This is a genomic window from Hymenobacter sp. DG25A, from assembly GCF_001280305.1.
In the GTDB taxonomy this organism is placed as follows: Bacteria; Bacteroidota; Bacteroidia; order Cytophagales; family Hymenobacteraceae; genus Hymenobacter.
The window spans coordinates 1,132,762-1,158,389 of record NZ_CP012623.1; the positions used below are offsets into that span (position 1 = coordinate 1,132,762).

The 25,628-nt window shown below is 56.6% G+C and carries 23 protein-coding genes; 11 read left to right on the forward strand and 12 right to left on the reverse strand.

Annotated elements, in window-relative coordinates; genetic code table 11:
* The 4 genes from dnaB (at position 1) to AM218_RS04900 (ending at position 5,857) form a co-directional block, all read left to right on the forward strand.
* Positions 1 to 1,617, forward strand: a complete 1,617-nt coding sequence (gene dnaB, locus AM218_RS04885; RefSeq protein ID WP_197274018.1) for a replicative DNA helicase — start codon at positions 1 to 3, stop codon at positions 1,615 to 1,617.
* Positions 1,618 to 1,967: 350 nt separating this feature from the next.
* Complete coding sequence (locus AM218_RS04890; RefSeq protein ID WP_054415303.1) at positions 1,968 to 2,495, forward strand: (2Fe-2S)-binding protein; 528 nt, start codon at positions 1,968 to 1,970, stop codon at positions 2,493 to 2,495.
* Between the two features lie 103 nt (positions 2,496 to 2,598).
* Complete coding sequence (locus AM218_RS04895; RefSeq protein ID WP_054412388.1) at positions 2,599 to 3,621, forward strand: FAD binding domain-containing protein; 1,023 nt, start codon at positions 2,599 to 2,601, stop codon at positions 3,619 to 3,621.
* A 4-nt stretch (positions 3,622 to 3,625) separates the two neighbouring features.
* Positions 3,626 to 5,857: a xanthine dehydrogenase family protein molybdopterin-binding subunit gene (locus tag AM218_RS04900; RefSeq protein WP_054412389.1), complete on the forward strand. Its 2,232-nt coding sequence runs from the start codon at positions 3,626 to 3,628 to the stop codon at positions 5,855 to 5,857.
* Between the two features lie 285 nt (positions 5,858 to 6,142).
* On the opposite strand, the gene AM218_RS04905 is transcribed toward AM218_RS04900, so the two are convergent.
* Positions 6,143 to 7,060: an alpha/beta fold hydrolase gene (locus AM218_RS04905; protein WP_054412391.1), complete on the reverse strand. Its 918-nt coding sequence runs from the start codon at positions 7,058 to 7,060 to the stop codon at positions 6,143 to 6,145.
* A 253-nt stretch (positions 7,061 to 7,313) separates the two neighbouring features.
* Between AM218_RS04905 and AM218_RS16695 the strand changes: the two genes are divergently transcribed.
* Complete coding sequence (locus AM218_RS16695) at positions 7,314 to 7,463, forward strand: hypothetical protein (protein ID WP_157547527.1); 150 nt, start codon at positions 7,314 to 7,316, stop codon at positions 7,461 to 7,463.
* A 198-nt stretch (positions 7,464 to 7,661) separates the two neighbouring features.
* Here the strand turns inward: AM218_RS16695 and AM218_RS04910 are convergent, their stop codons facing one another.
* Positions 7,662 to 8,519, reverse strand: coding sequence for a hypothetical protein (locus AM218_RS04910; RefSeq protein WP_054412393.1), 858 nt, complete (start codon positions 8,517 to 8,519; stop codon positions 7,662 to 7,664).
* A gap of 203 nt (positions 8,520 to 8,722) precedes the next feature.
* A complete protein-coding gene (locus AM218_RS04915) occupies positions 8,723 to 9,916 on the reverse strand; it encodes an MFS transporter (RefSeq protein WP_054412395.1) in 1,194 nt (397 codons plus the stop codon).
* A gap of 240 nt (positions 9,917 to 10,156) precedes the next feature.
* Here AM218_RS04915 and ygiD point away from each other — a divergent pair, with 240 nt between their 5' ends.
* Positions 10,157 to 10,990 (forward strand): 4,5-DOPA-extradiol-dioxygenase, encoded by an 834-nt coding sequence (ygiD, locus tag AM218_RS04920; protein ID WP_054415306.1) that lies wholly within the window; start codon positions 10,157 to 10,159, stop codon positions 10,988 to 10,990.
* 21 nt (positions 10,991 to 11,011) lie between these two features.
* Here the strand turns inward: ygiD and AM218_RS04925 are convergent, their stop codons facing one another.
* On the reverse strand, positions 11,012 to 11,251 hold the full coding sequence (locus tag AM218_RS04925) for a hypothetical protein (RefSeq protein WP_054412398.1): 240 nt from the start codon (positions 11,249 to 11,251) through the stop codon (positions 11,012 to 11,014).
* Positions 11,252 to 11,457: 206 nt separating this feature from the next.
* Between AM218_RS04925 and AM218_RS04930 the strand changes: the two genes are divergently transcribed.
* From AM218_RS04930 to AM218_RS04940, 3 genes are all read left to right on the forward strand, one after another.
* The gene (locus AM218_RS04930; protein ID WP_054412400.1) at positions 11,458 to 14,073 is read left to right on the forward strand and encodes an MGH1-like glycoside hydrolase domain-containing protein; all 2,616 of its coding nucleotides are present in this window, start codon (positions 11,458 to 11,460) and stop codon (positions 14,071 to 14,073) included.
* Between the two features lie 54 nt (positions 14,074 to 14,127).
* Positions 14,128 to 14,487 carry a hypothetical protein gene (locus AM218_RS04935; protein ID WP_054412402.1) on the forward strand — a complete coding sequence of 120 codons (360 nt, stop codon included), beginning with the start codon at positions 14,128 to 14,130 and terminating at the stop codon, positions 14,485 to 14,487.
* Between the two features lie 134 nt (positions 14,488 to 14,621).
* Complete coding sequence (locus AM218_RS04940) at positions 14,622 to 15,329, forward strand: dienelactone hydrolase family protein (RefSeq protein ID WP_054412404.1); 708 nt, start codon at positions 14,622 to 14,624, stop codon at positions 15,327 to 15,329.
* Positions 15,330 to 15,452: 123 nt separating this feature from the next.
* On the opposite strand, the gene AM218_RS04945 is transcribed toward AM218_RS04940, so the two are convergent.
* From AM218_RS04945 to AM218_RS04955, 3 genes are all read right to left on the reverse strand, one after another.
* Entirely contained in the window at positions 15,453 to 15,905 is a 453-nt protein-coding gene (locus AM218_RS04945) for an ankyrin repeat domain-containing protein (RefSeq protein WP_082318075.1), read from the reverse strand.
* Positions 15,906 to 16,006: 101 nt separating this feature from the next.
* Positions 16,007 to 17,020, reverse strand: a complete 1,014-nt coding sequence (locus AM218_RS04950) for a bile acid:sodium symporter family protein (RefSeq protein ID WP_054412408.1) — start codon at positions 17,018 to 17,020, stop codon at positions 16,007 to 16,009.
* Positions 17,021 to 17,198: 178 nt separating this feature from the next.
* The gene (locus tag AM218_RS04955) at positions 17,199 to 18,239 is read right to left on the reverse strand and encodes an LLM class flavin-dependent oxidoreductase (RefSeq protein ID WP_054412410.1); all 1,041 of its coding nucleotides are present in this window, start codon (positions 18,237 to 18,239) and stop codon (positions 17,199 to 17,201) included.
* 144 nt (positions 18,240 to 18,383) lie between these two features.
* Here AM218_RS04955 and AM218_RS04960 point away from each other — a divergent pair, with 144 nt between their 5' ends.
* On the forward strand, positions 18,384 to 19,148 hold the full coding sequence (locus tag AM218_RS04960; RefSeq protein WP_054412412.1) for a sulfite exporter TauE/SafE family protein: 765 nt from the start codon (positions 18,384 to 18,386) through the stop codon (positions 19,146 to 19,148).
* Between the two features lie 69 nt (positions 19,149 to 19,217).
* Here the strand turns inward: AM218_RS04960 and AM218_RS04965 are convergent, their stop codons facing one another.
* Positions 19,218 to 19,718: a DUF4890 domain-containing protein gene (locus AM218_RS04965; RefSeq protein ID WP_054412414.1), complete on the reverse strand. Its 501-nt coding sequence runs from the start codon at positions 19,716 to 19,718 to the stop codon at positions 19,218 to 19,220.
* Between the two features lie 185 nt (positions 19,719 to 19,903).
* On the opposite strand from AM218_RS04965, the gene AM218_RS04970 reads away from it, so the two are divergent.
* Positions 19,904 to 20,938, forward strand: coding sequence for an SDR family NAD(P)-dependent oxidoreductase (locus tag AM218_RS04970; protein ID WP_054412416.1), 1,035 nt, complete (start codon positions 19,904 to 19,906; stop codon positions 20,936 to 20,938).
* A 105-nt stretch (positions 20,939 to 21,043) separates the two neighbouring features.
* Here AM218_RS04970 and AM218_RS04975 read toward each other — a convergent pair whose 3' ends face one another.
* The 4 genes from AM218_RS04975 to AM218_RS04990 form a co-directional block, all read right to left on the reverse strand.
* The gene (locus AM218_RS04975) at positions 21,044 to 21,547 is read right to left on the reverse strand and encodes a DUF5004 domain-containing protein (protein ID WP_054412418.1); all 504 of its coding nucleotides are present in this window, start codon (positions 21,545 to 21,547) and stop codon (positions 21,044 to 21,046) included.
* Between the two features lie 296 nt (positions 21,548 to 21,843).
* The gene (gene mutM / locus AM218_RS04980) at positions 21,844 to 22,668 is read right to left on the reverse strand and encodes a DNA-formamidopyrimidine glycosylase (RefSeq protein WP_054412419.1); all 825 of its coding nucleotides are present in this window, start codon (positions 22,666 to 22,668) and stop codon (positions 21,844 to 21,846) included.
* A 129-nt stretch (positions 22,669 to 22,797) separates the two neighbouring features.
* Entirely contained in the window at positions 22,798 to 23,676 is an 879-nt protein-coding gene (locus tag AM218_RS04985) for a M48 family metalloprotease (protein WP_054412421.1), read from the reverse strand.
* A gap of 129 nt (positions 23,677 to 23,805) precedes the next feature.
* Positions 23,806 to 25,599 (reverse strand): ABC transporter ATP-binding protein, encoded by a 1,794-nt coding sequence (locus AM218_RS04990; RefSeq protein WP_054412423.1) that lies wholly within the window; start codon positions 25,597 to 25,599, stop codon positions 23,806 to 23,808.
* Between the last annotated feature and the right edge of the window lie 29 nt (positions 25,600 to 25,628).

A 25,628-nucleotide genomic window follows, 5' to 3' on the forward strand; every position in this document is an offset into this window, starting at 1 on the left:
ATGAATGACCAAATGGATGACCGCCTGAAAATATCTGCCTCCCGCGCCAAAGCAGCCTGGAACTCGCGTCCGGCCCAGTTGCCCGCGGGTGGACCTTCAGGTAAGTTGCCGCCCCAGGCCCTGGAGCTGGAAGCCGCTGTGCTGGGGGCTCTTATGCTGGAAAAAGATGCCCTGACCACCGTTATTGATATTCTGAAAACCCAGAGTTTCTATAAGGAAGGGCACCAGCGCATTTTCAAGGCCATCCTCAATCTGTTCGATAAATCGGAGCCGATTGATATTCTCACCGTCACGCACGAGCTGCGCGAGATGGGCGAGCTGGAAGCAGCCGGGGGCGCGCACTACGTGGCCAACCTGACCTTTAAAGTCAACTCGGCGGCCAACATTGAGTACCACGCCCGCATCATCACGGAAAATGCCATTAAGCGCGAGCTGATTGGTATTGCCAGCACCATTCAGCGCGACGCCTTCGAGGATACCACCGACGTGTTTAACCTGCTGGATAGCACCGAGCAGGCCCTGTTTGAAGTATCGGAGTCGAACATTCGGAAGAACTTCGACGACATGCGCAGCCTGATGGGTAAGGCCATCAAAGAGCTGGAAGAAAAGAAAAACCAGAAAGACGGCCTCACCGGCGTGCCCAGCGGCTTTACGGCCTTGGACCGGGTAACCTCCGGCTGGCAGCCCTCTGACCTGGTGATTATTGCCGCCCGCCCGGGTATGGGTAAAACGGCTTTCGTGGTGTCGGCCATGCGCAACGCGGCCGTGGAGTTTAAGAAGCCGGTGGCCATTTTCTCGCTGGAAATGTCCTCGCTGCAGTTGGTAAATCGTCTGATTTCGGCGGAAGCAGAGCTGGATTCAGAGAAAATCAAGAAAGGCAACCTGGCCGACTACGAGTGGGCCCAGCTCAACCACAAGATTTCGGCACTGTCCTCGGCGCCCATCTTTATTGATGATACGCCGGGCCTGAGCATCCGGGAGCTGCGCACCAAGTGCCGCCGCCTCAAAGCCCACCACGACATTCAAATGATCATCATTGACTATCTGCAGTTGATGAGCGGCAACACGGATGGCAAGGCAATGGGCAACCGCGAACAGGAAATTGCCTCTATTTCCCGGGCCCTGAAAGGCATTGCCAAAGAGCTGAACGTGCCGGTGCTGGCCCTGTCGCAGCTGTCCCGTTCCGTGGAAACCCGCGGCGGCGACAAGAAGCCGCAGCTGAGTGACCTTCGTGAATCCGGCTCCATCGAGCAGGACGCTGACATGGTTATCTTCCTGTACCGCCCCGAGTACTATAAGATTACGGAGGACGAAATGGGCAACCCCACCCAGGGCACCGGCGAGGTAATTATTGCCAAGCATCGGAACGGCTCCCTGGAAACCGTGCAGCTTAAGTTCATCGGCAAGTTCACCAAGTTTGCCGACCTCGACGGAGCCGGCGGCTTCGGGCTGGATGGTGCCAGCTACAACACCGGCGCTTTCCCCAGCAGCAACTTCGACGACGAGCCCAGCTTCACGCCCAATACCATTCGGCTGGGTAGCAAAATTAATGATGGCGGTCCGGGCCCGGTGCCGTTCCCGAAGAGCAATTTCGGGAATGAAGACCCGCCGTTTTAGGACCAACAAAATCAAAAAAAATAGCCTGCTGGAATCAGCGGGCTATTTTTTTGTGCATGGAATGCCTAGTTGCTACGGAATCAGCCGTTTCGATAGGGTAGGTTGATCTGAGTCGGCCTGCGGGCTAGGTCTAAATGGCTAGAAGTGAGCTTAGGAATGTAATTAGGCTGATATTACTCTATGCAGTGATTTAAAATATTATTTAATTATACATGAATCAATATAATTTTGCAGTGATTAACTAATTATTAGTTCATAACAAGCTTCGTGCTTCCAGCGTAAGGAAAAGCCATGTGCCTGCCGGAATGGTTTGGCCACTCATTTCTATTCCTTCACCCTTTTCTTTTGCTATGCACGAGCAACCTACCCATGCCGCTACTGGCGCGGTGGCCGCACCACCGCCCGTCGGCCCCGTTCGCCTCATCATTAACGGCACTGCCCACGAGGTGGAGCTGGCGCCCTGGACTACCCTGCTCGATGCCCTGCGTGAGTATATGCAGCTTACGGGCACTAAAAAAGGTTGCGACCACGGCCAGTGCGGGGCCTGCACGGTACTCGTGAACGGCAAGCGCATCAATAGCTGCCTGACACTGGCTGTGATGCATGAAGGCGACGACATCACTACTATAGAAGGCTTAGGCACCGTGGAGGCCCTGCACCCATTGCAACAGGCCTTCGTCGACCACGATGCTTTCCAGTGTGGCTACTGCACGCCTGGTCAGATCTGCTCGGCCCAGGGCCTCCTCAACGAGGGCAAGGCCCACACCGAGGACGAAATCCGCGAGATGATGAGCGGCAACCTCTGTCGCTGCGGTGCTTACGTAGGCATTCTGGCCGCCGTAAAGGAAGTTGTTGATAAAGGGGAGAAGGTGAAATAGTGAAATGGCGATTTGATGACCGGCAGTGCAAATAACACCGCCGGTCCAAGCCTCAACTGCCGCTTTATCAGCCCTTGTAACGCACTATTTCACCTATCACCACATGAACTCATTTACATTTCACCGCGCAACGGACATTGACGACGCTGTGCGGAATAATACTAGCCATGCGGGGGCGGCCTACATTGGCGGGGGCACCAACCTCATCGATTTGATGAAGGAAAACGTGATGCGCCCCGCTCACCTCGTGAGTGTGGCTAAGTTGCCCCTGGCCGCCATTGAAGTTCTGCCCGACGGCGGGCTGCGCCTGGGTGCCATGGCCACCAACGCCGATACGGCCTGGAACGAGGAAGTGAAAAACCGCTACCCGCTGCTGAATCAGGCCATTCTGGCCGGGGCCTCGCCCCAGCTGCGTAACGCGGCCACCAACGGCGGCAACCTCATGCAGCGCACCCGTTGCCTGTATTTCTACGATCTGGCAACGCCCTGCAATAAGCGTGAGCCCGGCACGGGGTGCTCGGCCATTGGGGGCTTCAACCGCATTCACGCCATTCTGGGGGCCAGTGAGCACTGCATTGCCACGCACCCCTCGGATATGTGCGTGGCGCTGGCGGCCCTGGCCCCCACGGTGCGCGTGAGTGGGCCGGAGGGGGAGCGGAGCATTGCTTTTAACGACTTTCACCGCCTGCCCGGCGACCAGCCTGACAAGGACAATACCCTAAAGCCCGGGGAACTGATTCTCAGCCTTGACCTACCCAAAAAAGGCTTCAGCAAAAACTTCAGCTACCTCAAGCTGCGCGACCGGCAGAGCTACGCCTTTGCCCTGATTTCTGTAGCGGCGGGCCTTGAGCTGGACGGCAACACCATTACCGATGCCCGCCTGGCGCTGGGTGGTGTGGCCCACAAACCCTGGCGCGACCAGGCTGCCGAAAAGCTGCTCATTGGGCAGCCGGCTACCGCGGAAACCTTTGCCCGCGTGGCCGCCAAAGTGGTGGAAAACGCCCAGGGCCAGGGTGCCAATGACTTCAAGATTGAGTTGGCCCGCCGCGCCATTGTGCGGGCGCTCAAGCAGGCTGCCGAAGGCTCGCAAAAGGCAGCCGACGTATTCCAGAACTCCAATCCCTAACCGTATGAGCACGACTAACTATATCGGCAAAGCCACCAGCCGCGTCGATGGGCCGGCCAAGGTGACGGGCGCGGCCACGTATTCCGCTGAATTTCATTTGCCCAACCTGGCCTACGGCTACGTGGTAAGCAGCCCCATTGCCAAGGGAAAAATCACCAAAATTCACGCCGATGAAGTGCTGGCATTGCCCGGCGTCATTCAGGTGTTTTCACACGAAAACGTGCCTTCGGTGGCTTGGCTCGATAAAAAGCACCAGGACCAGGTAGCACCTGGCGGTTCGCCGTTCCGGGCGTTGCAGGAGCCGGAAATTCTATTCAGTCAGCAGCCGGTGGCCTTGATAGTGGCCGAGAACTTTGAGCTGGCCCGCTATGCGGCTTCGGTGCTGCGCATTGAGTATGAAGTAGAGCAGCACGAAACAAACCTCGAAACCCAGCGCGCCAAGGGCTACGAGCCCGGCAAGGGCAAAACCGGCTTCCAGCCGCCGCCCGACCCACGCGGCAAACCCGATGAAGCCTGGGCTGAGGCTGAACACCGCACGGAGGCTGAGTATGTGCACGGCACCCAGCACCACAACCCCATGGAGCTATTTTCCACCACCGCGGAGTGGCGCGGCGAAGGCCAGATAACGGCCTACGATAAAACCCAGGGCGTTTTTAACGTGAAGAAATACCTCACGGGCGTGTTTGGTCTGAAGAAGGACGACGTGCGGGTAGTGAATGAGTTTCTGGGGGGCGGTTTTGGCGCGGGGCTGCGACCCCAGTACTCGGTGTACCTGGCGGTACTGGCTGCCCTGGAACTGCGCCGCTCGGTGCGCCTCACGCTCACGCGTCAGCAAATGTTCAGCTTCGGGCATCGGCCGCACGCCCTGCAAACCGTGAAGCTCGCTACCAACCCCGATGGCTCTTTGGCCGCTTTGCACCACCACGCTCTTCACGAAACCTCTCAGTTTGAGGATTACACCGAGAACGTAGTGAACTGGAGCGGCATGCTCTACCAGTGCGAGAACGTGAAGCTGGGCTATGAGCTGGCCAAGCTTGATGTGTACACGCCCCTGGATATGCGCGCCCCCGGCGCGGCTTCCGGCAGCATTGCCCTGGAAATAGCCATGGACGAAATGGCCTACGCCGCCGGACTCGACCCCCTGGAGCTGCGCCTACGCAACTACGCCGACCGCGACCAGAACGCCGACAAGCCCTTTTCCAGCAAGAAGCTGCGCGACTGCTACCACCAGGGCGCGGCCAAGTTTGGCTGGGAGAAGCGCACCCCGGAACCCCGCTCTATGCGCGAGGGCAACATGCTGGTGGGCTGGGGCATGGGCGGTGGTGTGTGGGATGCCACCCAGCAAAAAGCCGCCGCCGCCGCCAGCATCACAGCCGATGGCCACCTTACGGTCCGCAGCGGCTCGGGCGAAAACGGCGCGGGCACCTACACCATTATGACGCAGATTGCGGCCGAAACCCTGGGCCTGCCTCTGGAAGCCGTTACCTACCAGCTCGGCGACACCGACCAGCCCGAGGCCCCGCTCCAGGGCGGCTCCTGGACGGCCGCCTCCGTGGGCACTGCCATTCAGAGCGTGTGCCAGGACCTGGCCGGTAAAATTCTGAAGATGGCCCAGAAGCAGCCGGATTCTCCACTCAAGGATGCCAAATTTGAGGACGTGGAGTTTGTGAACGGCCAGATTAGGCTGCGCACCAACCACGGCCAGGCCGTGGTGCTGCGCGATGTGCTGCAAACCAGCGGCGAAGCCAAAATTGAGGCCGATGGCTCCACTATGCCCAACATGGCCAAGCAGAGCCAATACTCCCTGCACGCCCACAACGCCGTGTTTGTGGAGGTGAAGGTAGACGAGGACCTTGGCACCGTGCACGTAACGCGGGTGGTAAATGCCATTGCCGCCGGCCGCATCCTTAACCTGAAAACCGCCCGCTCCCAGGTGCTGGGCTCGGTGGTGTGGGGAATTGGGGCTGCCCTGATGGAGGAAACCGTGATGGACCATAAGTTCGGCCGCTACATGAACCACAACTTCGCCGAGTACCACGTGCCCGTCAACGCTGACATTCACGACATTGAAGTGCTATTCGTGGACGAGGAAGACGACATTGTGAACCCGCTGGGCGTGAAGGGCATTGGCGAGGTAGGCATGCTGGGCGTGGCTGCCGCCGTGGCCAACGCCATCTACCACGCCACCGGCAAGCGCGTCCGCGAACTGCCGATTACGATTGACAAGCTGCTGTAACCTCTGCGGCCCGCCGTAACGCAAAGCGCCCCGAAACCTCACGGTTTCGGGGCGCTTTGCGTTATTGTCTCTCTATTAAAGATTCGTAAAAAGGTAATTTCAGAAAATTACATCGTCGTGCTCGAACAGATCTTCTACTTCTCACAGTAATTCGAAGAGTTTGAAAACATCATCGACATTTATGCTCATTAACTTATTAAATACGGCGTCCTTATATACTTTGAATTCGACCTTTTCGAATTTTTTGTTTTACCACTAATCGGCCACTGTACTGTGCGGGTGAAATTAGTTGCGCGGGCTATTGGCTTTTATTTTATCGCCAATGAAATGCATGGCTTGGGCATAGGTTTCAATGCCGTGACCAACGTTGGGGAAAACGACAGTTTCCCGTAAATACTTCAGGTGCTTTTTGCCGTTCTCAAAGGAATTTTTCGTGGGAAATAACAGGTCTTTGTCACCCAGCAACAGGTATGTCTCGGCCTTTACCTCGTCCAGCTGCTGCTTCATGTAATACGGTTTCTGCGTCTTGTCCTGATAGCGGCTAATAGCAAAAACCTCGTAGTCGATGAGCATTTGCTCCGAAAATGCCGATAGTTGATGCGTTGGCTTAGCAAAAATGGCCCTGTCAAGAAACGTAGAAACGTTCCGCGAGGATGGGCTCACTAGGGGCAGTATATTGTAGTACAGGTTTTTAGGCGATATGGAAAAAGGCTGCAAACAGCCAGGGTTCAGCAAAAAGGCGGATTGAATCATTTCCGGGTTTGTAATGCCCAGCTTCATGCAAATTAACCCGCCGAAGGAGGCACCGGCAACGTAGGCTTTGGCAAGGCCGAGTTTGCGCATGACCTCCGCTGCCCATGTGCCATAATCCAGGGACTTAATGTTGGGAGTAGCTCCGCTGCTCAGGTTAGGAAGGCCGTTGGTCTCCACCAGGAAAATTTTCATTCTGTGACGGAGGTTGTCGAGGCCTCGGTCAAAATCCCAGATGAGGGAAGTAGTTCTGGCACCCGGGAAAATCACCAGCGCATCGGCAAGATCTTCGTTTGTGTGCAGTCCCCACACGTGGGTGGTGCCCAGTGCGGTTTCAAGGGCATAGCGCTCATATTTTCTGCCGTTGTGCGCTTCCAGCCTGTCCACCCAGTTTTCAAAATAGGAACGGTCGGCTGATTCGTCCTTAAAAGAAGACCTGCTCTGAATATGCATAAATGAAAGCTTAAAAGCAGTTGATGCTTATAAAATCGGCCGCAAGGTATAGCAGGAGCGAGAATAATGCAGCACCCTTTCTTGCCCGGGGCACAGCAAAACACAGGGCCTGCGCGGTTTATGAACTAACCATATTCCTATGCTGCGGTAAACCAATGCGGCAGAGTGGCCGAAACGGTTTCGGCAGCAAAGGGCACATATCAGCCGACTGTGCTTAAACTGTGTTATGGACTTGTGAGCGAAATTAACGGGCATGGAAGTTACCCGTTGCGCTTTCCCCAGCAGCAACTTCGACGACGAGCCCAGTTTCACGCCTAATACCATTCGGCTGGGTAGTAAAATTAATGATGGCGGGTCTTCATTCCCGAAAAGTAATTTCGGGAATGAAGACCCGCCGTTTTAAGAATCAGTTAATAAAAAAAGCCCGCTGGAAGCAGCGGGCTTTTTTTATTGGCGCGGCAGTAGATGGTAATGGAGGCTGGTATGTTGACCTACGAACTGGATACAGCAGGTTTTCTTCCAGTTTCCAGCTGATAGTTGTGAAACACTAAAGCAAGAATGAAAATGAATTAATTAAAACAAAAGAAATGAACCGAATAAATTATTTTTTGAAATAAAAGTGTCTGTTCATCTGTGATTTTTTATTATTTATATAAAAATTAGATTCTGAAATTGTTTTATTTGAATTATAAGTATTTACTGATGTAAAACCAAATTTGTTAGAAGCAGAGTAATTTGTAAAGCTATTCGAATTGTTTATATTTTTTATGATTTGATTGTCATTGTTGTAAAATATTTCGCTTATTTTCTTCCTTCCGTCAGAATTTTCAAGATAAGTTATTTTTTTATTTAATAATTTATCGTAGTCGTAAGTATAAGTATAAATATTTTCTCTACTTATGTCAAACGATTCCGATTTTGATAATTTTCCATCATTGTTGTAATAATACTTGCTTGAGGTATAAAATTCATTATTATTTATCTTCTTCTGGAGTTGAATTAATTGATTTTTAGCATTGTATGTTTTATGATCTATTATTAACCTGGTTGTATCTTCATTGTAATCATACATATAAGTTTCATTTCCTTGATCATCATATCCATGTTCTTGAATGAATATTAATTTTAGTGTTTCTTTTTTTATAATTTCTTTTTTGGGTTTCTCTAAATTATTATAAGTTATTTGATATTTGGTTGTGTATTCCTGATGGGTTTTTTTATCAATTGATTTCTCTTCAATGACATCACCTGAAGGGTTATAGTAATAAACATTTACTAAAGTAGAGTCTTTTATTCCTTTTCTATAGAGTGTATAAGAGTAAACTTCTTCTTTAATAATCTTGTTGCTTTTTATTATTTCCTTTTCATTCCTTGTAAATGAAAAAATTGTATTATTGGTTTGTGAAAAAGTTTCATAAATTATAAAGAATAAAAAAATACAAAAAACAAGGCGTTTCATTTAATTTTGTTTTAAGGGTTTTGGCTTAGATATAAGTAAAAGTAAGAAACAATACCTGCACGCCCATTAATTTGTCTTGACAAAAATAATGTCGTTGCTTGTATCGTCGAAACTGCCTATGCCTTATAGCTAAGTAATGTGGCACGTTGCGGGCAGAATGTGCGAAACTAAAAAGCCAGCTTTCAGGCATCGTTAGTGCTTATTTACCGCTCCACAAGCATAACGGGTGTTGCTGGTTCTTCCCAGTTACGCAGCAAACCCACCAACCCCAGCGCAGGCCCAACAGCCAGCGTTAGAAACAGATAAGTAGGGTCGATATGTTGGGATAACCAACTCGTGAACTGAATGCTGGCAATAGTCAGAGCAAAGCCGAGGCAGTTCACAATAGTAAGAGAAGTGCCGCGCGAGGCTTCCGGGGCATTCTGCGCTACCAGCGTGGAAAACAGCGGCGAATCGGCTACCACCACCATACCCCAGAACACCAGAAACACAACCAGCAGCGTAGGTGAGCTGCCCCGCAGCATCAGCGGCGACACCAGGCAGCATACCCCCGATAACGCCAGCGCGGTCGTGGCCACCGGGCGGGCACCTACCACCTGGGAGAGCAGCCCGCTGCCTATACAGGCCAGGCTTCCTGCGGCAATAATGAAAAAGGAGAGCATGGGCACGGGAAACCCCGCCGTGGGATGCGCGCGGTTGTAGGTAGCCAGGAGGATGGGCACAAAGGCCCAGAAGGTATATAGCTCCCACATGTGGCCGAAGTAGCCAAAGGCCGCCGCCCGGAACCGGGGCCGCCGAAACCCGTCCAGAAAGGCCGTGAGCTGCAGATGCTGGCCGACTTTGCGAAAGGGGCCATCGGGCACGAGCAAAACCAGCGCTACCCCACCCAACACCGCCAGCGCCGAGGTGGCCAGCGTAACATAATGCCACGGCAGCTGGCCCGCAAGACCTTTGAGCAGGTGCGGGAAGGCCGTGCCCAGCACCAGCGCCCCCACCAGATACCCCAACGACTTCCCCAGCCCGGCCTGGTAATAATCGGAGGCTATTTTCATGCCCACCGGGTAAATGCCGGCCAGGAAAAACCCGGTCAGGAACCGGAAGGCCAGCAGGCCCCCTGTTCCGATGCCCCCGAGGTTGATGCCTAGGTTGCACACGGCCGCCACCAGGGCGCTGACAAAGAACACCCGGGAAGGGGAGAAGCGGTCGGCAATGGTAAGCACCGCAAAGGTGAGCGTCCCGGTAATAAAGCCCAGCTGCACAGCGCTGGTCAGGTAGGCTACAAAGCCGGGCGGCAGGTGAAACTGAGCGGCTATATCCGGCGCAATGGCATTGCCGGCAAACCAGAGCGAGGTACAGAAAAACTGCGCCAGAACAATAACCGGTAGAATTCTCTGCATAAGGAAATGGCTGAGCAACTCCGGTGTCCACGCAGGCGCCTCTCTGGGCCTGCGCCTACCGGAGAGGCAAAGTACCCAAATCCCGGCTGGCGGCATCTGCCCGGTTGATCATCCTGCGTAGCTTTCTTTCAACAGGTAAGGGACCGGTAAAGCCAGGGCGACGTATTATTGTTAGTATTCCAATCAGGAACCTGCTGCCCACTAGGAATTTTGCTGGCGGTGCGGCTTTTCTTCTCGGCTATGAACTCCTTGCAAGACCTCCATAAAACTGCCTCTTCCTTCCAGCAAACAACCAAAATGCCAGTGCTCTTCGTGGGGCACGGCTCGCCGATGAATGCGCTGGCGGATAATGCCTTCACGAAGATGCTTCAGCAGCTGGGCCAGGACATGCGCAACCGGCAGCCGCCCCGCGCCATTCTGGTGGTATCGGCGCACTGGCTCACGCGCGGCTCCTTTGTTACCATGAATGAGCGGCCCGAAACCATTCATGATTTTGGCGGCTTTCCGCAGGAGCTGTTTGACATGCAGTACCCCGCGCCCGGCGCGCCTGATGTAGCCCGGGAAGTGCTGGCGGCCCTGCCCGATGCGCAACCATCCGACGAATGGGGCCTCGACCACGGATCCTGGACCATTCTGCACCACCTGTTTCCGGAGGCTGATATTCCGGTGTTCCAGCTCAGCATCGACTATTATCAACCCCTCACGTTTCACGCGGAGCTTGCCCGGCAGCTGCAGTTTCTGCGCCGGCGCGGCGTGCTCATTATCGGCAGCGGCAACATTGTGCACAACCTGCGCCAGAGCATGCCCAAATTCATGGCCGATGATGCCACACCCTATGCCTGGGCCGGGGAGTTTGATGCATGGGCGAAAGCTAAAATCGACCAGCGCGACCTGCACGCCCTGGCCCATTACCAGCAGGCCGGCGCCAGCGGTATGCTGGCCGTACCCACGCCGGACCACTACATCCCTATGCTCTACAGCCTGGCCCTGGCCGAACCGGACGAAGACATCCGGCACGCCTTCGAGGAGGTAAGCTACGGTGGCATGAGCATGCGCACCTTTGTAGTAGGGTAGCGGCTGAGCCTATTGAAGACGCTAGTTGCGGCTATTTGCCAGCCAGCGCAGCGTTGCGGCGGTTTCGGCGGGGCCCCGGAACACCAGCTTGCCTTCCTGCAGGTTGCCGGCATAAACTTCTACTTCCGCAGAGTTGGCGGGCACAAAAACGCGCACATACTCGCGTGAGCCTGGCCGTACATAAGTAACTCCTTCCTGTTCGGCCTGGTTGGGCCATGCAATTTCATAAAAGCCCGCGTCCTTCAACTGCACGTTAATCATATAGCTATTTTTCTATCTGTTCGGCTGCAAAAGCCAAATACGTCTTGGATAGTTCCAGGTTATGAAAATTTAATTAATAATAGAGTAAATAGCACTGGTTAAGGAGGATAAAAAATGGAAAAGTTGATTTGATGGAATCTTCTTCGGCCAGACAGAACGCCCTACCGTTAGCACACGTACTTGGCTGCTTAGCGTAACCCGATACTATGACGCAGGAACAACTACGCTTAACGGAAGCCAACGCGCAGACAGCCCACTGGAAGAAGTTTGGCCCTTACCTTACGGAGCGTCAATGGGGCACCGTGCGCGAGGACTACAGCCCCGATGGCAATGCCTGGGACTACCTGCCCCATGATATGGCCCGCAGCACCGCCTACCGCTGGGGCGAGGAAGGCATTGGCGGCATTTCCGACGATGAGCAGCTGCTCTGCTTTTCCGTAGGGCTGTGGAATGGCGTGGATGGCCAGCTGAAGGAGCGGCTGTTTGGCCTTACCAATGGCCAGGGCAACCACGGCGAGGACGTGAAGGAGTGCTACTATTACCTGGACAGCACGCCCACGCACTCCTACATGAAGATGCTGTATAAGTATCCGCAGCGCGCCTTCCCATACCAGGAGCTGATAGAGGAAAACGCCCACCGCACCCGGCAGGAGCCGGAATATGAGCTGCTGGATACCGGCGTGTTCGACGATGGCCGCTACTTTGACGTGTTTGTGGAGTATGCCAAAGCCGGGCCCGATGACATTATGGTGCAGCTGACGGTGCACAACCGCGGCCCGCGCCGCGCCCGCCTGCAGGTGCTGCCCCAGCTCTGGTTCCGCAACACCTGGAGCTGGGGCCACGATGACTACCGCCCCGAGATGCGCTACACGCGGGCCGGCAGCGTCCTCATCGACCATAAAACACTGGGCCAGTACCATTTTTACTGCGACCAGAAGCCGCCGCTGCTCTTCTGCGACAACGATACCAACACCCAACGCCGCGACGGCCAGCCCCGGGAAGGCCGCTACTTCAAGGACGGCATCAACGATTACGTGGTGCAGGGCGACAAAACGGCCATCAACCCGGAGCAGCACGGCACTAAGGTAGCGGCGCAGTATTCCTTCACGCTGGGGCCAGGGCAGCAGCAGGTCATGCGCCTGCGCCTGAGCAAAGCCGAGTGGGACGCACCCTTCGCCAACTTCGACCGCCATTTCAGCACCCGCCAACAGGAGGCCGATGAGTTCTACGACTGCGTGCAGGAGCAAATCACCGACCCCGATGCGCGCAACATTCAGCGCCAGGCATTTGCGGGCATGCTCTGGAGCAAGCAGTACTATTATTATGATGTAACGCAGTGGCTAGACGGTGACCCCGGCGGGAAAGAAACGGCGGCCAGCCGCCGCCGCGGGCGCAACAGCAACTGGCGGCACCTGTACAACGCCGACATCATTTCCATGCCCGATAAGTGGGAGTATCCCTGGTATGCGGCCTGGGACCTGGCTTTCCACTGCATTCCGCTGGCCATGGTAGATGCCGAGTTTGCCAAAACCCAGCTGCGCCTGCTCACCAAGGATGGCTACATGCACCCCAGCGGCCAGCTGCCCGCCTACGAGTGGAACCTGAACGACGTGAACCCTCCCGTACACGCCTGGGCTACCTGGCGCGTGTACCAAATGGACAAAAAGCTGCACAACGGCCGCCCCGATACGCCTTTTCTGGAAGCCATCTTCCATAAGCTGGCCCTCAACTTTACCTGGTGGGTAAACCGCAAGGACAAAAGCGAGCGGAACATCTTTGAAGGCGGCTTCTTGGGGCTGGATAACATTGGCGTCTTCGACCGCTCGGCCCCGCTGCCCACCGGCGGCAAGATTGAGCAGAGCGACGGTACCAGCTGGATGGCCATGTTTGCCATGAACATGGTACGCATGGCCCTGGAGCTGGCCAAAACCAACCCCGTGTACCAGGAAATGGCCGGCAAATTCTTCGAGCACTTCCTCTACATTGCCGATGCCATGACCCGCGGCGGCGACGGGGCCTTTAACCTCTGGGATGAGGAGGATGGTTTCTACTACGATGTGCTGCACACCCCCGACGATGCCCGCACCAAGCTGAAAGTGCGCTCCATTGTGGGGCTGATTCCTTTGTTTGCCATTGAGGTGATAGACCAGGAGCTGCTGGATGCCCTGCCGGAATTCACCATGCGCGCCCGCTGGCTGATTGAAAACCGGCCCCATCTGGCCCAGCTCGTTTCCAAGTGGGAAACGCCCGGCAAAGCGGCCCGCCACAAGCTTTCCCTGTTGCGCCAGGACCGGCTGCGCAGCCTGCTCACGCGCATGCTCGATGAGGATGAGTTTCTCTCCGACTACGGCATTCGGGCTATGTCGCGCTACCACCTGGAGCACCCGTATGTATTCAGCACCCCCGACGCCGACTTCTCCGTGGGCTATGTGCCGGGCGAGGCGGAATCCAGCATGTTCGGCGGCAATTCCAACTGGCGTGGCCCCATCTGGTTTCCCATCAACTACCTGATTATCGAGTCTCTGCAGCGGTACCATTTCTACTACGGCGACAGTTTTCAGATTGAATTCCCCACGGGCTCCGGCAACCTGCACACCCTGAAACAAGTGGCCGATGCCCTGTCAAAACGCCTTACGCGGTTGTTGATGAAAGACGAGAATGGCCGGCGCCCGGCGTTTGGCGATGCGGAGCTATTGCAAACCGACCCGCACTTCCGCGACTATCTCTACTTTCACGAGTACTTCCACGGCGACAACGGCCGTGGCATGGGCGCCAGCCACCAAACCGGCTGGACCGGCCTCATTGTGCGGCTTCTGCAGTAAGGAAGCGCCCCGGCGCTTTCCGTAAATTCTTTTTCGTCCTTTTCTCCCGTTCCTATGAGCCTCGATAGCGCCACCTTCTTTCTGCACGCCGCCCCCGATGAAAAAACCACCGTCTACGTCCAGAATGCCCAAAGTGAGTTTGAGGATGAGGAAGACAACCACGAAGGCCGCCGCTGCGACGCCCTGCTCATTGCCCAGACCTATGACCAGAAGCTGTTTGTAACCCTGGAAGAGCCCCGCCGCTACCTCACGCACACCCAGCTGGATGAGCATTCTAAAGAAGTAGAAATAGATTTCCTGCGGGATTATGAGGAGGTGGAAGAAATTATGGAAGAGGCCGGGCTGGCGGGCATGTACAACGGCGCCGAAGGTATTCTCTACCACAATCTCCTGTTCCTGCTCATGAACCGCTAACCGTTGCCCAGGTGGTGCTGTACCCCCTGATTCCGGAGAAAACGGCCAAAACCCCGGGCAACAGGATTCTGGCAATGGCTAAACCTTGCGGCCCGCTGGTCGTTTGCTTGCTACACTTACTTATCTGACCCCTTATGAGCTACCCAAACGCCGTAACCCTCACTGCCCCCGATAACACCAAACTGCAGGCGTATACTGCCTTCCCCGATACGCAGGAGCCCCGCCCGGGCATCATTCTTTGCCAGGAAGCTTTTGGCGTGAATCACCATATCCGCAGCGTAGCCGACCGCCTGGCCCAGGCTGGCTACGTGGTCATCGCCCCCGAGATTTTTCATCGCACGGCCAAGCCAGGGCAGGAGTTTGCTTACGACAACTTTACCTCGGCTATTCCGCATTACGGCGCCATCACCAATGAAGGCCTCACCGCCGATTTGCAGGCCAGCTACGATTGGCTGCAGGCCCAGGACGGGGTAATAGCCGATAAAATTGGCAGCGTGGGCTTTTGCCTGGGGGGCCGGGTTTCGTTTCTGGCCAATGCCGTGTTGCCCTTGGCCGCCGGCGTGTCCTACTACGGGGGCGGCACCCACCAGCTCATACGCTACGCCGCCGACCTCTCCGCCCCGCACCTGTTTTTCTGGGGCGGGCTGGATGCGCACATCACCAAAGAGCAGGTTGCCCAGGTAATAGAGGCCGTAGAAGCCGCCGGCAAGCCCTACATCAACACCGTTATTTCCTACGCCGACCACGGCTTTAACTGCGACGAGCGGCCCAGCTACCACCCGCAGGCCGCGCAGGAAGCCTGGGCCCTTACCCTGGCCTTCTTCCAGGAAAAGCTACGGTAAGACAGCCGGCGCTGCGCCGCCCAAAGCTGAAAAAGGTGCTGCCAAATGCCGCGCAGCCAGACCCAATAAAAAGGCCGGACCCGCTTGAGGGTCCGGCCTTTTTTGTGGCGATAAGCAGAAGCGCTACTTCGACTTCGGCTCCAGCAGGGAAACCACCGCCGCGTTGCCGCTTTCTTTGGCGGCGGCCAGGGCATCTTTGCCGTCTTCGTCCTTGGCTTTGGCATCGGCGCCGTTGGCCAGCAGGAAGGTAACCGTCTCCAGATTGCCTTTTCCGGCCGCGGCCATCAGGGCGGTGGCTTTGAAGTTGTCGGTCTGGTTTACCTGGGCCTTATGCTGCACCAGCAGCTTCACAATTTCCAGGCGGTTGTTGCCGGCCGCCACAATCAGGCAGGTGGTGGGGAAGCCCGGAATCATCTCTATAGTAGTATTGGGATTAGCCCCATTAGCCAGCAGCGTTTCCACATCGGCGGGTTTGTTTTTCAGCACGGCCGTGAACAGCTCTTTGGTAGTAGACTGCGCCGAAACGGTGCCGAGGACGCCCATAAATAAGGCGAAAAGGAGAAAGAATTTTCTCATGCCGGGAATAGGTGGTTTTTGGAATATAACAAGCCTCAAAAGTAGTTAAAAGGCCGTAAGTGAGGCATAGAGGCGTAATAAAAATTGCAGGATTGGCTTATTCAGATAACCACTTCCTGCCGCGCCGCCCGTTGTGCCAGCACGCTGGCCGCCAGAATCTGCAGGGCATGATACAGCATAAGCGGCAGGAGCAGGGCGCCCGTGGCGGCCATGTTGGGAAACAGAATGGCGGCCATCACGCTGCCATGCACCAGGGACTTCTTGGAGCCGCAAAACAAGGCAGTCAGCTGGTCGGGGTGGGGCAGGTGCAGGGCCCGGCTCAGGAGCCCAATGCCGCCAAACACCAGCAGGAAAAGGGCCAGCATGCCGGCGGCCAGTAGCAGCACATCCGTCAGCCCATAGCTGCGGAAAATACCCTGCGCAAACGACTCACTGAACGAGGTGAAAACCAGGAGCAGGATAATAATCTGGTCGGAGGTGCGCAGGCGCAGGCGGTTCCGCTCGGCAAAGGCCCCCAGCCAGCGGTGCAGCACAACCCCCGCCAGCACTGGCAGCACCACCTGCACCAACAAGTCCAGGGCCAGGCCGCTGAGGGCAGCATTGCCGGTAGCAGTGTGTAGCACCAGCCCGGTCCAGAGAGGCGTGGCCACAATGCCCAGCAGCCCGGACAGGGTAGCGTTGAAAATGGCCGCCGGAATATTGCCTCCGGCCATAGACACCATTACCACGGAAGTAGACACTGTGGAAGGCAACGTGCACAGGAAGAAAATGCTTTGCCACAGCAGCTGGCTGGCTTCAGAAGCTCCAAACAAAGGGCGCACCGCCAGGGCCAGCAGCGGAAACACCAGAAACGTGGTGGCCTGAACAAGGATATGCAGCCGCCAGTTGCGCATGCCGGCCCGCAGCTTCTCGGGGCTGAGGCGCAGGCCGTAAAAAAAGAAAATCAGGCTGATGCCCACGGCGGTAATGCGGTGCCAGGGCAGAGGGCTGGCTTTGCTGCCCAGCTCCGGAAACGCATACGCCAGCGCCACGGCCCCCATCAGGCCTAGTAGAAACCAATCGATGCCCAGGCGGGCGAGCAGGCCACCCAGGCGGCCGGAAGTAAAAGCAGACATAAGCAGGCAGCAACAGCCAGGGGAGCAGAGAAAATTCCCACCGGGCCGGCAAGCTACTCATGGTTTCTGCTTTTCGCCACCAGCGCTTCGGTCAGGCTCACAGAAAGCCACCTGGCCCGCTATCCGTGCGGACTTGCGCGCCGTACGGGCCTGCATAGGCAGTAAATAAGGTCAGTTGCTATTGGCCGGCCAGCATGTGCTGCACCGGGTTCAGCGCAAAAGCCTCGGCCAGCAGCTCATAAGAGCGAATCCGGTCCTCGTAGCTGTGCATAATGGATACTGCTACCACTTCCGGTACCTCGTAGGCCGCCGCTAACGCCGTAAGCTCTGCTTTTACCTTATCCGGGGTGCCGCTTACTATTCGGGTATGATGATACGCCAGGCGGGCCTGCAAATCAGCTGGTAAGCCCTTTGTATTTATGGCTTCTACCGGACCGATGGGCGTAAACTGGCCGGTTTCAAGCTTCAGCATTTGCAGCGCCAGGTTGTCGGCTAAGGCCTGGGCCCGGCTTTCGGTTTCGGCGCAGGCCACAAATACGGCTACGTTGGCCTGCGGTGCCGCCAGCTCCGGCGAGGGCCGGAACCGCTCTCGGTACACCCGCACCATGTTTGGGCCGCCGTTGGGGTTGATGAAGTGCGCAAACGAAAAGGCGGCCCCTACGTGGGCGGCAAACAGGCCGCTCTGCCCACTGGAGCTCAGCAGCCACAGCTCCGGCACGGTATCCGTAAACGGCGCGGCTTTTACCTTGGCGTGAATGGTGTCTTCCACCACTTCATCGCGCAGGTAAGCCCGCAAGTCCATCAGCTGCTCGGCAAAGTCTTCGTCGCGGAAGGCGTTGTGCGGGTTGAGGGCGTGGGACGTAATCCGGTCGGTGCCGGGGGCGCGGCCAATGCCCAGATCAATACGGCCGGGGTACAGCGTTTCCAGCAGGCGAAAGGTTTCGGCCACTTTCAGGGCTGAGTAGTGCGGTAGCATTACGCCACCCGAGCCCAGCCGAATGCGTTTGGTTTCGGCGCCCAGGCGGGCCAGCAGTACTTCCGGGGCCGAGCCGGCCAGCGTGTTGGTATTATGATGCTCCGATACCCAGAAGCGGGTGTAGCCGAGGCGGTCGGCCAGCTGGGCCAGCTCAATGGTATGCAGCAAAGCCTCGCGCGGAGTACGCCCCTGCGGTACCGGCGACTGATCCAGAATACTCAGTTGGAGAGTGGAGGAAGACATAAATCAGGTATTTGTCAGGTATAACCAACGGCCGGGCGGAGGGTTGGCCACCCGGCACCGGCCCATGGCGGAAGGCAGGTTTTTACCTTGGCCGCAACTTTTTATACGGCTGAAGGCATGGCGCCGCTATCTTCGTCTGCTAGTATGACCTCGACGCTGATTGCCCTCTGCCTTTTTGCTTTTTTAGCTGGTTTTGTAGACTCCGTAGTGGGCGGCGGCGGTCTTATTCAGCTGCCGGCCATGCTGCTGCTGCTTAAAGGCGTGCCGGTGCCCACCATATTAGGTACGGGTAAAGTATCGTCGTTAGCGGGTACGGCCGCCGCGCTGCGGCGCTATGCGGGGCGGGTGCCCATGCGGTGGCAGGCAGTAGGAGCTGCCGCGGCTACTGCGGCGGTATTCTCTTTTCTGGGGGCGCGGGTGGTCAGCCAGCTGCCGGCTGCCATGCTGCGGCCTCTCGTGCTGGGCATGCTGGTCGTTATCGGGATTTACACCTTCTGGCGGAAGGATTTCGGCGCTTTGCACGCCCCCCGGCTTTCTCCCCGACGCGAAGTACTGATGGGCCTGCTCATGGGCGTGTGCCTGGGTTTTTATGATGGTTTCTTCGGGCCCGGCACCGGCAGCTTTCTGCTATTCGGGTTTGTAGGGCTTTTTGGCTACGATTTCCTGTCGGCCTCCGCCTCGGCCAAGCTGGTAAACGTGGCCACCAACCTGGCCAGCCTGCTCTATTTCGCCTTCACCGACCAGATTCTCTACCAAGTGGCCCTGCCCATGGCGGCCTGCAATATGCTGGGCTCTACGCTGGGTGCCAAAGTAGCCCTGCAGCGCGGTACCGGGTTTGTGCGGGTACTGTTTCTGGTAGTAGTAAGCGGGATAATCCTGAAGCTGGGCTACGAAACCTGGCAGGGGTAAGCGTGTTAAATGACATCAAAAAAGCCCCGGTACGAATATGCCGGGGCTTTTTTAATAATGTTGGATTGACTACTCTCCATCGTGGCCGGGCAGGCCGGGGGCGGGAGTGCCCTGGGTGCCGGTTACGTTAGGCACGCCCATTTTCTCTTCGCGCTTACGCTGATACCGGTCAAACTGCTGCGGAGTGAGTACGTCTTTCAAAGAAGACAACCGGGACTGGCCGATATCATCAATGAGGGCGGCCATTTTGCGCAGGTCGTTGCGGTATTTCAGCCGCACGGTTTCCACGTTGCGCACGCTGTTCAGGTTTATCTGCTGTACTTTTTCCGTTTGCTGAGGGGTGAGGCCCAGCGCTTTTTGCATGTTGGCCGTGAGGGCCGTGGCGCGCTCCTCTACTTTAACTGACGGTGGCGCCGGGCGCGTAGCCACGGGCGCCGGAACGGTTTCCTTGGTTTTTGAAGTACCGGCAGCTGTTTTGACTTTGGTTTTACTGCTCACCGTTTGTGCGCGCAGGCTTAGGGGAGCAGTAAAAAGGACAGCGGCAGAAAAGGCAACAAGAAGCTTATTCATAACAACAGAAGGCAGAAGTGAGAAGAGGAAGGCGCGAAAGCCCGGCCCTGATATATGGTACCGTAAATATGATGCCAGATATAAAACAATGGTCCTGTAACGCAGCAGGCCCACGAAGTTAGGTATCCTGCGGAAAAAAAGGCCTCGCCTGTAACCTTTGCCACGCGCTTCGCTTAGAAGATTATATGAAGCGAAAAACCCGAAACAACTGGCTGGCCGCTGCGGGAGCAGGTGTGCTGGTCGCTGCCGCCCTCTGGAGCAACCGCCGCGGCTCCTATGACCTTAGCGGCCGTGTGGTTTTGATTACGGGCGGCTCCCGCGGCCTGGGCCTGCTGCTGGCCCGCCAGGCCGTGGCCGAAGGTGCCAAAGTGGCCATTTGTGCCCGCGACCCCGACGAGCTGGAGCGCGCCCGCCAGGAGCTGGCCACCGACGGCGCCGAAGTTATGGCCCTGGTGCGCGACCTTTCCGAGCCGGCCGAGGTGCGCGCGTTGGTAGAAGAAGTGCAGCAGAAACTGGGCACCATTGACGTCCTCATCAACAATGCCGGCATTATCACGGGCGGCCCCCTGGACCATATGGATGTCAGTGAGTACGAAGACTCCATGGATATCCATTTCTGGGCGCCCCTGCATGCCATGCAGGCCGTATTGCCGGCCATGCGCAGCCGGGGCGAAGGCCGCATCGTGAATATTGCCTCCGTGGGTGGTAAAGTAGCCGTGCCCCACCTGGCGCCCTACAGCGCCAGCAAGTTTGCGCTGGTGGGCCTTTCCGAAGGGTTCCGCTCGGAGCTGCTGCAATACGGCATCAAAGTAACCACCGTATGCCCGGGCCTGATGCGCACGGGCAGCGCCCGCAATGCCCAGGTAAAAGGCCAGCACCAGAAGGAATTTGCCTGGTTTATTGTTGCCGATTCGTTGCCGGTGCTTTCTATGGATGCCACCATGGCGGCCCGCCAGATCTGGAACGCCTGCCGCCGCGGCGACGCCGAAGTGATACTGGGCTTGCCGGCCAAGCTCCTGTCGGCGGTGCACGGCCTGTTTCCCGGCACTACCGCCGATGTGCTGAGCTGGGTGAACCGCACCTTGCCCGGTCCCGCGGAAGAAGCCGGGGATGAGCGCCGCATGGGCTACGAAAGCGAATCAGCAGTCAGCCGGTCCTGGATTACCTCGCTCACGCAAAAGGCCGCCCGGCAAAACAACGAAACGACCCCGGCGTCTTAGGCTTACCTAGGTCCAGTGTTCCGGCTATTTTTATACGAAAAACGCCCAGCCACTACGGCTGGGCGTTTTGCTTACCTGGTTATGAGAACCGGCAAAAATGACAGATTAGCGGGAAAATACCGAAGTAGTGGTAACGGAGGCTCCCTGGGGAATGCTTTGCGTGGTGCGCAGGCGCAAAGAATTGGCAGTTAGCTCAGTAACGGCGTAGCTACGGGCGCTCTGGCCAATGCTGATGGTAAGCGAATCACCTTTTTCGTTCAGCTTCCAACTGCCCGTGCTCTGCTGGGGAGCATCTTCGTCCTGCTTCAGCTGGCCTTCATTTTCAATGTACTGGCCACCCTCCTGGTATTGGATCTGGTTGTCGCGCAGGCTGGGCTTCAGGCGGGCAAACATGCTGGTGTTAGAAACCTCATTGGAGCCGGGTAATACAACACTGGACGTCATGTCGGTCAGGCGCCAGGTGCCGCCGGGCAGGGCCGCATTCTGCGAAGTAGCGGCGGCAACGGCCTTATTCTGAGCGGGATTCTCTACTTCAACAATTTCTTTCTCACAGGATGCCAGGGAGATAAGGCCCATGGCCAGGCTCAGGAAAAGGGGCAATTTCTTCATGTACAGTAAGCTTTGGTAAGTAATGAATTAAGTGACAGTGCGCGATGGTAGCGGGGCTACCTATTCAACAACTACATTTCAACCTCAAACGCGGCAAAGTCCACATCCTTAGCTGTGTTGCCTGTCACAAATGTAAAGACAATATTTTGATTGATATCGGTAAAAGACAATAATTGAAAGATTATATTTGGAAAATTACAAACAGGGTAATATTGTATTTATCAGTGCATTAGGGCAGTATTTTATGGGCTAAATGCGCTAAATCACCCTTTTTTGAGACATAATTTTACACTATTCTAGTGGTTGTAGGGAGGCTGACAGACCGGGCAAGTGTAGGTAGCTCTGCCACCAACATAGGTTTTATCTATAATGGTATCAGAATGAATAGGACAATTCAGATGATTTGTAGTTTCCGGTGTAGAAGAAATATCCCATTCCCTGGCATGTATTAAAAAGGAAGCCGGGAAGTAGCGGTATACCGCTTCATGCTCAATGGCGGTGGTAAGTACCAGCTGAACAGCGTTATACAAGGCATTGAAATGTTCAATAGATAAGGAATTGGCCGGTCGCTCCGGATGAATACGAGCCTGGAATAGTACCTCATCCACAATCCAGTTGCCTAAGCCCGCCGTAATGGCCTGATCCAGCAACAGCGGCTTAATGGCCTGCTTCCGCTTACTGAGCGCCTGCTGCAGCTGGGCCGCTGTAATAGCCAGGGCATCGGGCCCCAGCTTTTTGGCCTTGCTGAACTCCTCCTGGCTGGCTGCCAGCCGGATACGGCCGAATTTGCGCGGGTCGATAAAGGCTACGCGCAGGCCGTTGCTCAGGTGAAAGGCCACCCGGGTAAAGCGTGGCCGGTCGTGGTCGTGGCGGTAGGCGCCTACGTCGCCGGTCATGCCAAAGTGTAGGGCCAGCACCTGCCCGGTAGAAAGCTCCAGAAAGCAGTTTTTACCCAGCCGGCGGGTGCCCGTTACGGTAGTGCCCACCAGCGCATGGCGCAGCTCGTCTTCGGGCGTAGCCAGCACGTGCGCATCCAGCACTTCAAAAGCCACCAGCGTTTGGGGCACCAGCAATTCATCCAGTAAACGGCGGTAGGTTTCAACTTCGGGTAATTCCGGCATGTTAGGGAGAGCTAGAAAGGGAGGAAGACGGGGAATAGAGAACCCGCCATGATTTAGCGGATTCAGCCGATACGAAAAAAGCCGGCCCTCTTACTAGGGGGCCGGCTTTTTTATGTTTGAAATAGTAGGCTAGGAGGGGTCAGAAACCATGCCCACCTGCTGCCCGCGGGCGTTGTAAATACGGCCGGTGTCGCTGATGTACAGGCGGCGCTGCTGGCCATCTACCAGCACAAAGGGAAAGTCGTGGCTGTCAGAGCGGGTCAGGCGGCCAATAACCTCGGGCGTATTGCTTTGGCCTACCCGAATGACGTTCAGACGGTTGGTCACGTAAAAGGGCTCCGTCGGATTATCCCGGAAGGTAATGCGGCCTACCACACTAACCGGGGCAGCAGTAGCGCGCGGCTGTGGGGTCGGGCGGCTGGCCAGCATGGCTGGCCGGGCCGAGGGGGCACTGGTGCGGGTGCTGGCCGCAATTTGCTGGTTGGCCCGCTGCCAGCCTTCACCAATGGAGCGCAGTCGGCTGTTGCGGCCGGGGTGCGTTACAGAAGGCGCATCCTCCGCCAATACGGCCATGGCGGCTTGCGCTTCGGCCAGGCTGGCGCCCATCTTACGCAGCACAAAGCCCGAGAATTCATCGGCCTCCAGCTCATCGGCCGGTTGGGAGCCCCCGGCCCGCAGGGTGTGCCCATTCAGGTGGTGGCCAATTTCGTGGGCCAGAATACTGATGCCGGCCCAGTCTGTGCGGCCGGCGCGGTTTACGGCGGCCACAAACTGCGGATTATAGAGCAGCAAGCGGTGCCCATTGTACACCACGGCGGCGGCGTTCTGCACCTCGCTGGTAGCGCGCAAATCAAAGCGCGGCTTCAGGCCCACCACGTCCGTGATTTCCTGCAGGATATTGCGCTGGCCTCCTGCCTCCGCCGACTGAGCGTTGGCAGCAGAAGCCAGCAGAAGCCAGCCGGCCAGCCATAAGCCAGCAAAGCGGCGGAAGAAGGGGAGTTGGTTCATGAAGAATATCCTTTCGTTTGGCCCGGGTAAGTCAAGAATCCTGCCGAAATCTTATTTCAACAGACTTTATAGTAAGGAGCTTAACGCACGGATAAGTTCACTTAGTACAGCTCCCGGGCCACCTTCTTCCTATACTTTCTGCAGCCGGGCGGCGGGCTGCGCCGGGGCGGGGCGCTCCCCAATCTGCTGCCGCCACATGGCGTAATACAGGCCTTTCTGCATGAGCAGCTCTTCGTGCCGTCCCTGCTCGGCAATAATGCCGCGCTCCAGCACAAAAATGCGGTCGGCGTGCAGAATGGTGCTCAGGCGGTGGGCAATGAGGATGGTGATGTGCTGGCGCGAGCCGGAAAGCTCCCGCACCGTCTGACTGATTTCCTCTTCCGTGAGGGAGTCTAGGGCCGAAGTGGCTTCATCAAACACCAGCAGGGTAGGGTGGCGCAGCAAAGCCCGGGCAATGCTCAGGCGCTGCTTTTCGCCGCCGGATACCTTCACGCCGCCTTCGCCAATAACGGTGTCCAGGCCCTGCGGGGCGCGGGCCAGCAAAGAGTCTGCCGCGGCCTGGTGCAGGGCGTGCAGGCACTCGGCATCGGTGGCGTGAGGCGCCACAAAGCGCAGGTTCTCCCGAATGGTGCCCGCAAACAGCTGCGTGTCCTGGGTTACAAAACCAATCTGTTCCCGCAGCGTGTCCAGGTCCAGCTCCGGGCCGGGAATGCCATTGTAGAGAATGCGCCCGGCCGCCGGCGGGTACAAACCCACCAGCAGCTTCACCAGCGTGGTTTTGCCCGAGCCCGACGGACCCACAAAGGCAATGGTCTCGCCCAGCTTCGTGCTAAAAGAAATACCATCCAGGGCGGGTGCCGTGGCTGAGAGGTGCTTAAAGCGCACATCATCAAAAGCCAGCGTTTCAATCTGCTGAATCACCTTGGGGTGCAGGGGCTTCACATCCTTGGGCGTATCCAGAATCAGCTGGAAGTTGGCCAGGGAGGCCTCCGTTTCGCGGTACACGTTTATGATGCTGCCGATTTCCTGCAGCGGCCCGAAAATGGCAAACGAGTAGATAAAGAAGGAGAAGAACTCACCTACCGTAATAATCTGCTGCACTACCAGGTACAGCAGCATCAGCAGAATAACGTTGCGCATCAGGTTCACAAACGTGCCCTGCACAAAGGACAAGGAGCGCAGGTAGCGCACCTTTTTCAGCTCCAGCTTCAGGATTTTATCCGTGGTAGCATTCAGGCGCTCAGTTTCCTGCTGCGCCAGCCCCAGGCTTTTGATCAGCTCAATGTTGCGCAGGCTTTCGGTGGTAGAGCCGGCCAGGGCTGTGGTTTCGGCCACAATGGTTTTCTGAATGACTTTGATGCGGCGGCTCAACACCAGACTCAGGGAGCCCAGCAGCGGAATGGTGAGGAAATAGACCGCCGCAATGGGCCAGTACACGCTAACGGCATACCACATTACGAATATGATGCCCACCAGCGAGATGAAAAGCACATTCACGAAGCTCTGAATGAGCTTCTCCACATCGGAGCGCACCTTTTGGAGCTTGCCCAGGGTTTCGCCGGAGCGCTGGTCTTCAAACACCTGGTAGGGCAGCTCCAGGGAGTGGCGCAAGCCATCGGAGTACAGCTGCGCACCCAGCCGCTGGGTAATGACGTTAACGTAGTAGTCCTGGAAGTTTTTGGCGATGCGCGACACCATGGCCACGCCCATGGCCTTCAAGATCAAAATGCCAGCCCCGCCGCCCAGAAACGCCCAAAAGGACAGATTGTGCAGCGTGCCGTTTTGCTTTACCACGTGCCGGTCAATGATTTGCCGGAAGATATAGGGGTCGAGGAGGGAGAATACTTGGTTGATGGCCGCCAGCAACAGGGCCAGGGCCAGCAGGCCCCAATATTGCCGGAGGTATCCGTAAAGAAGTTTCATGCGGGAGTAAGCGCATTAATGTGCGCGAG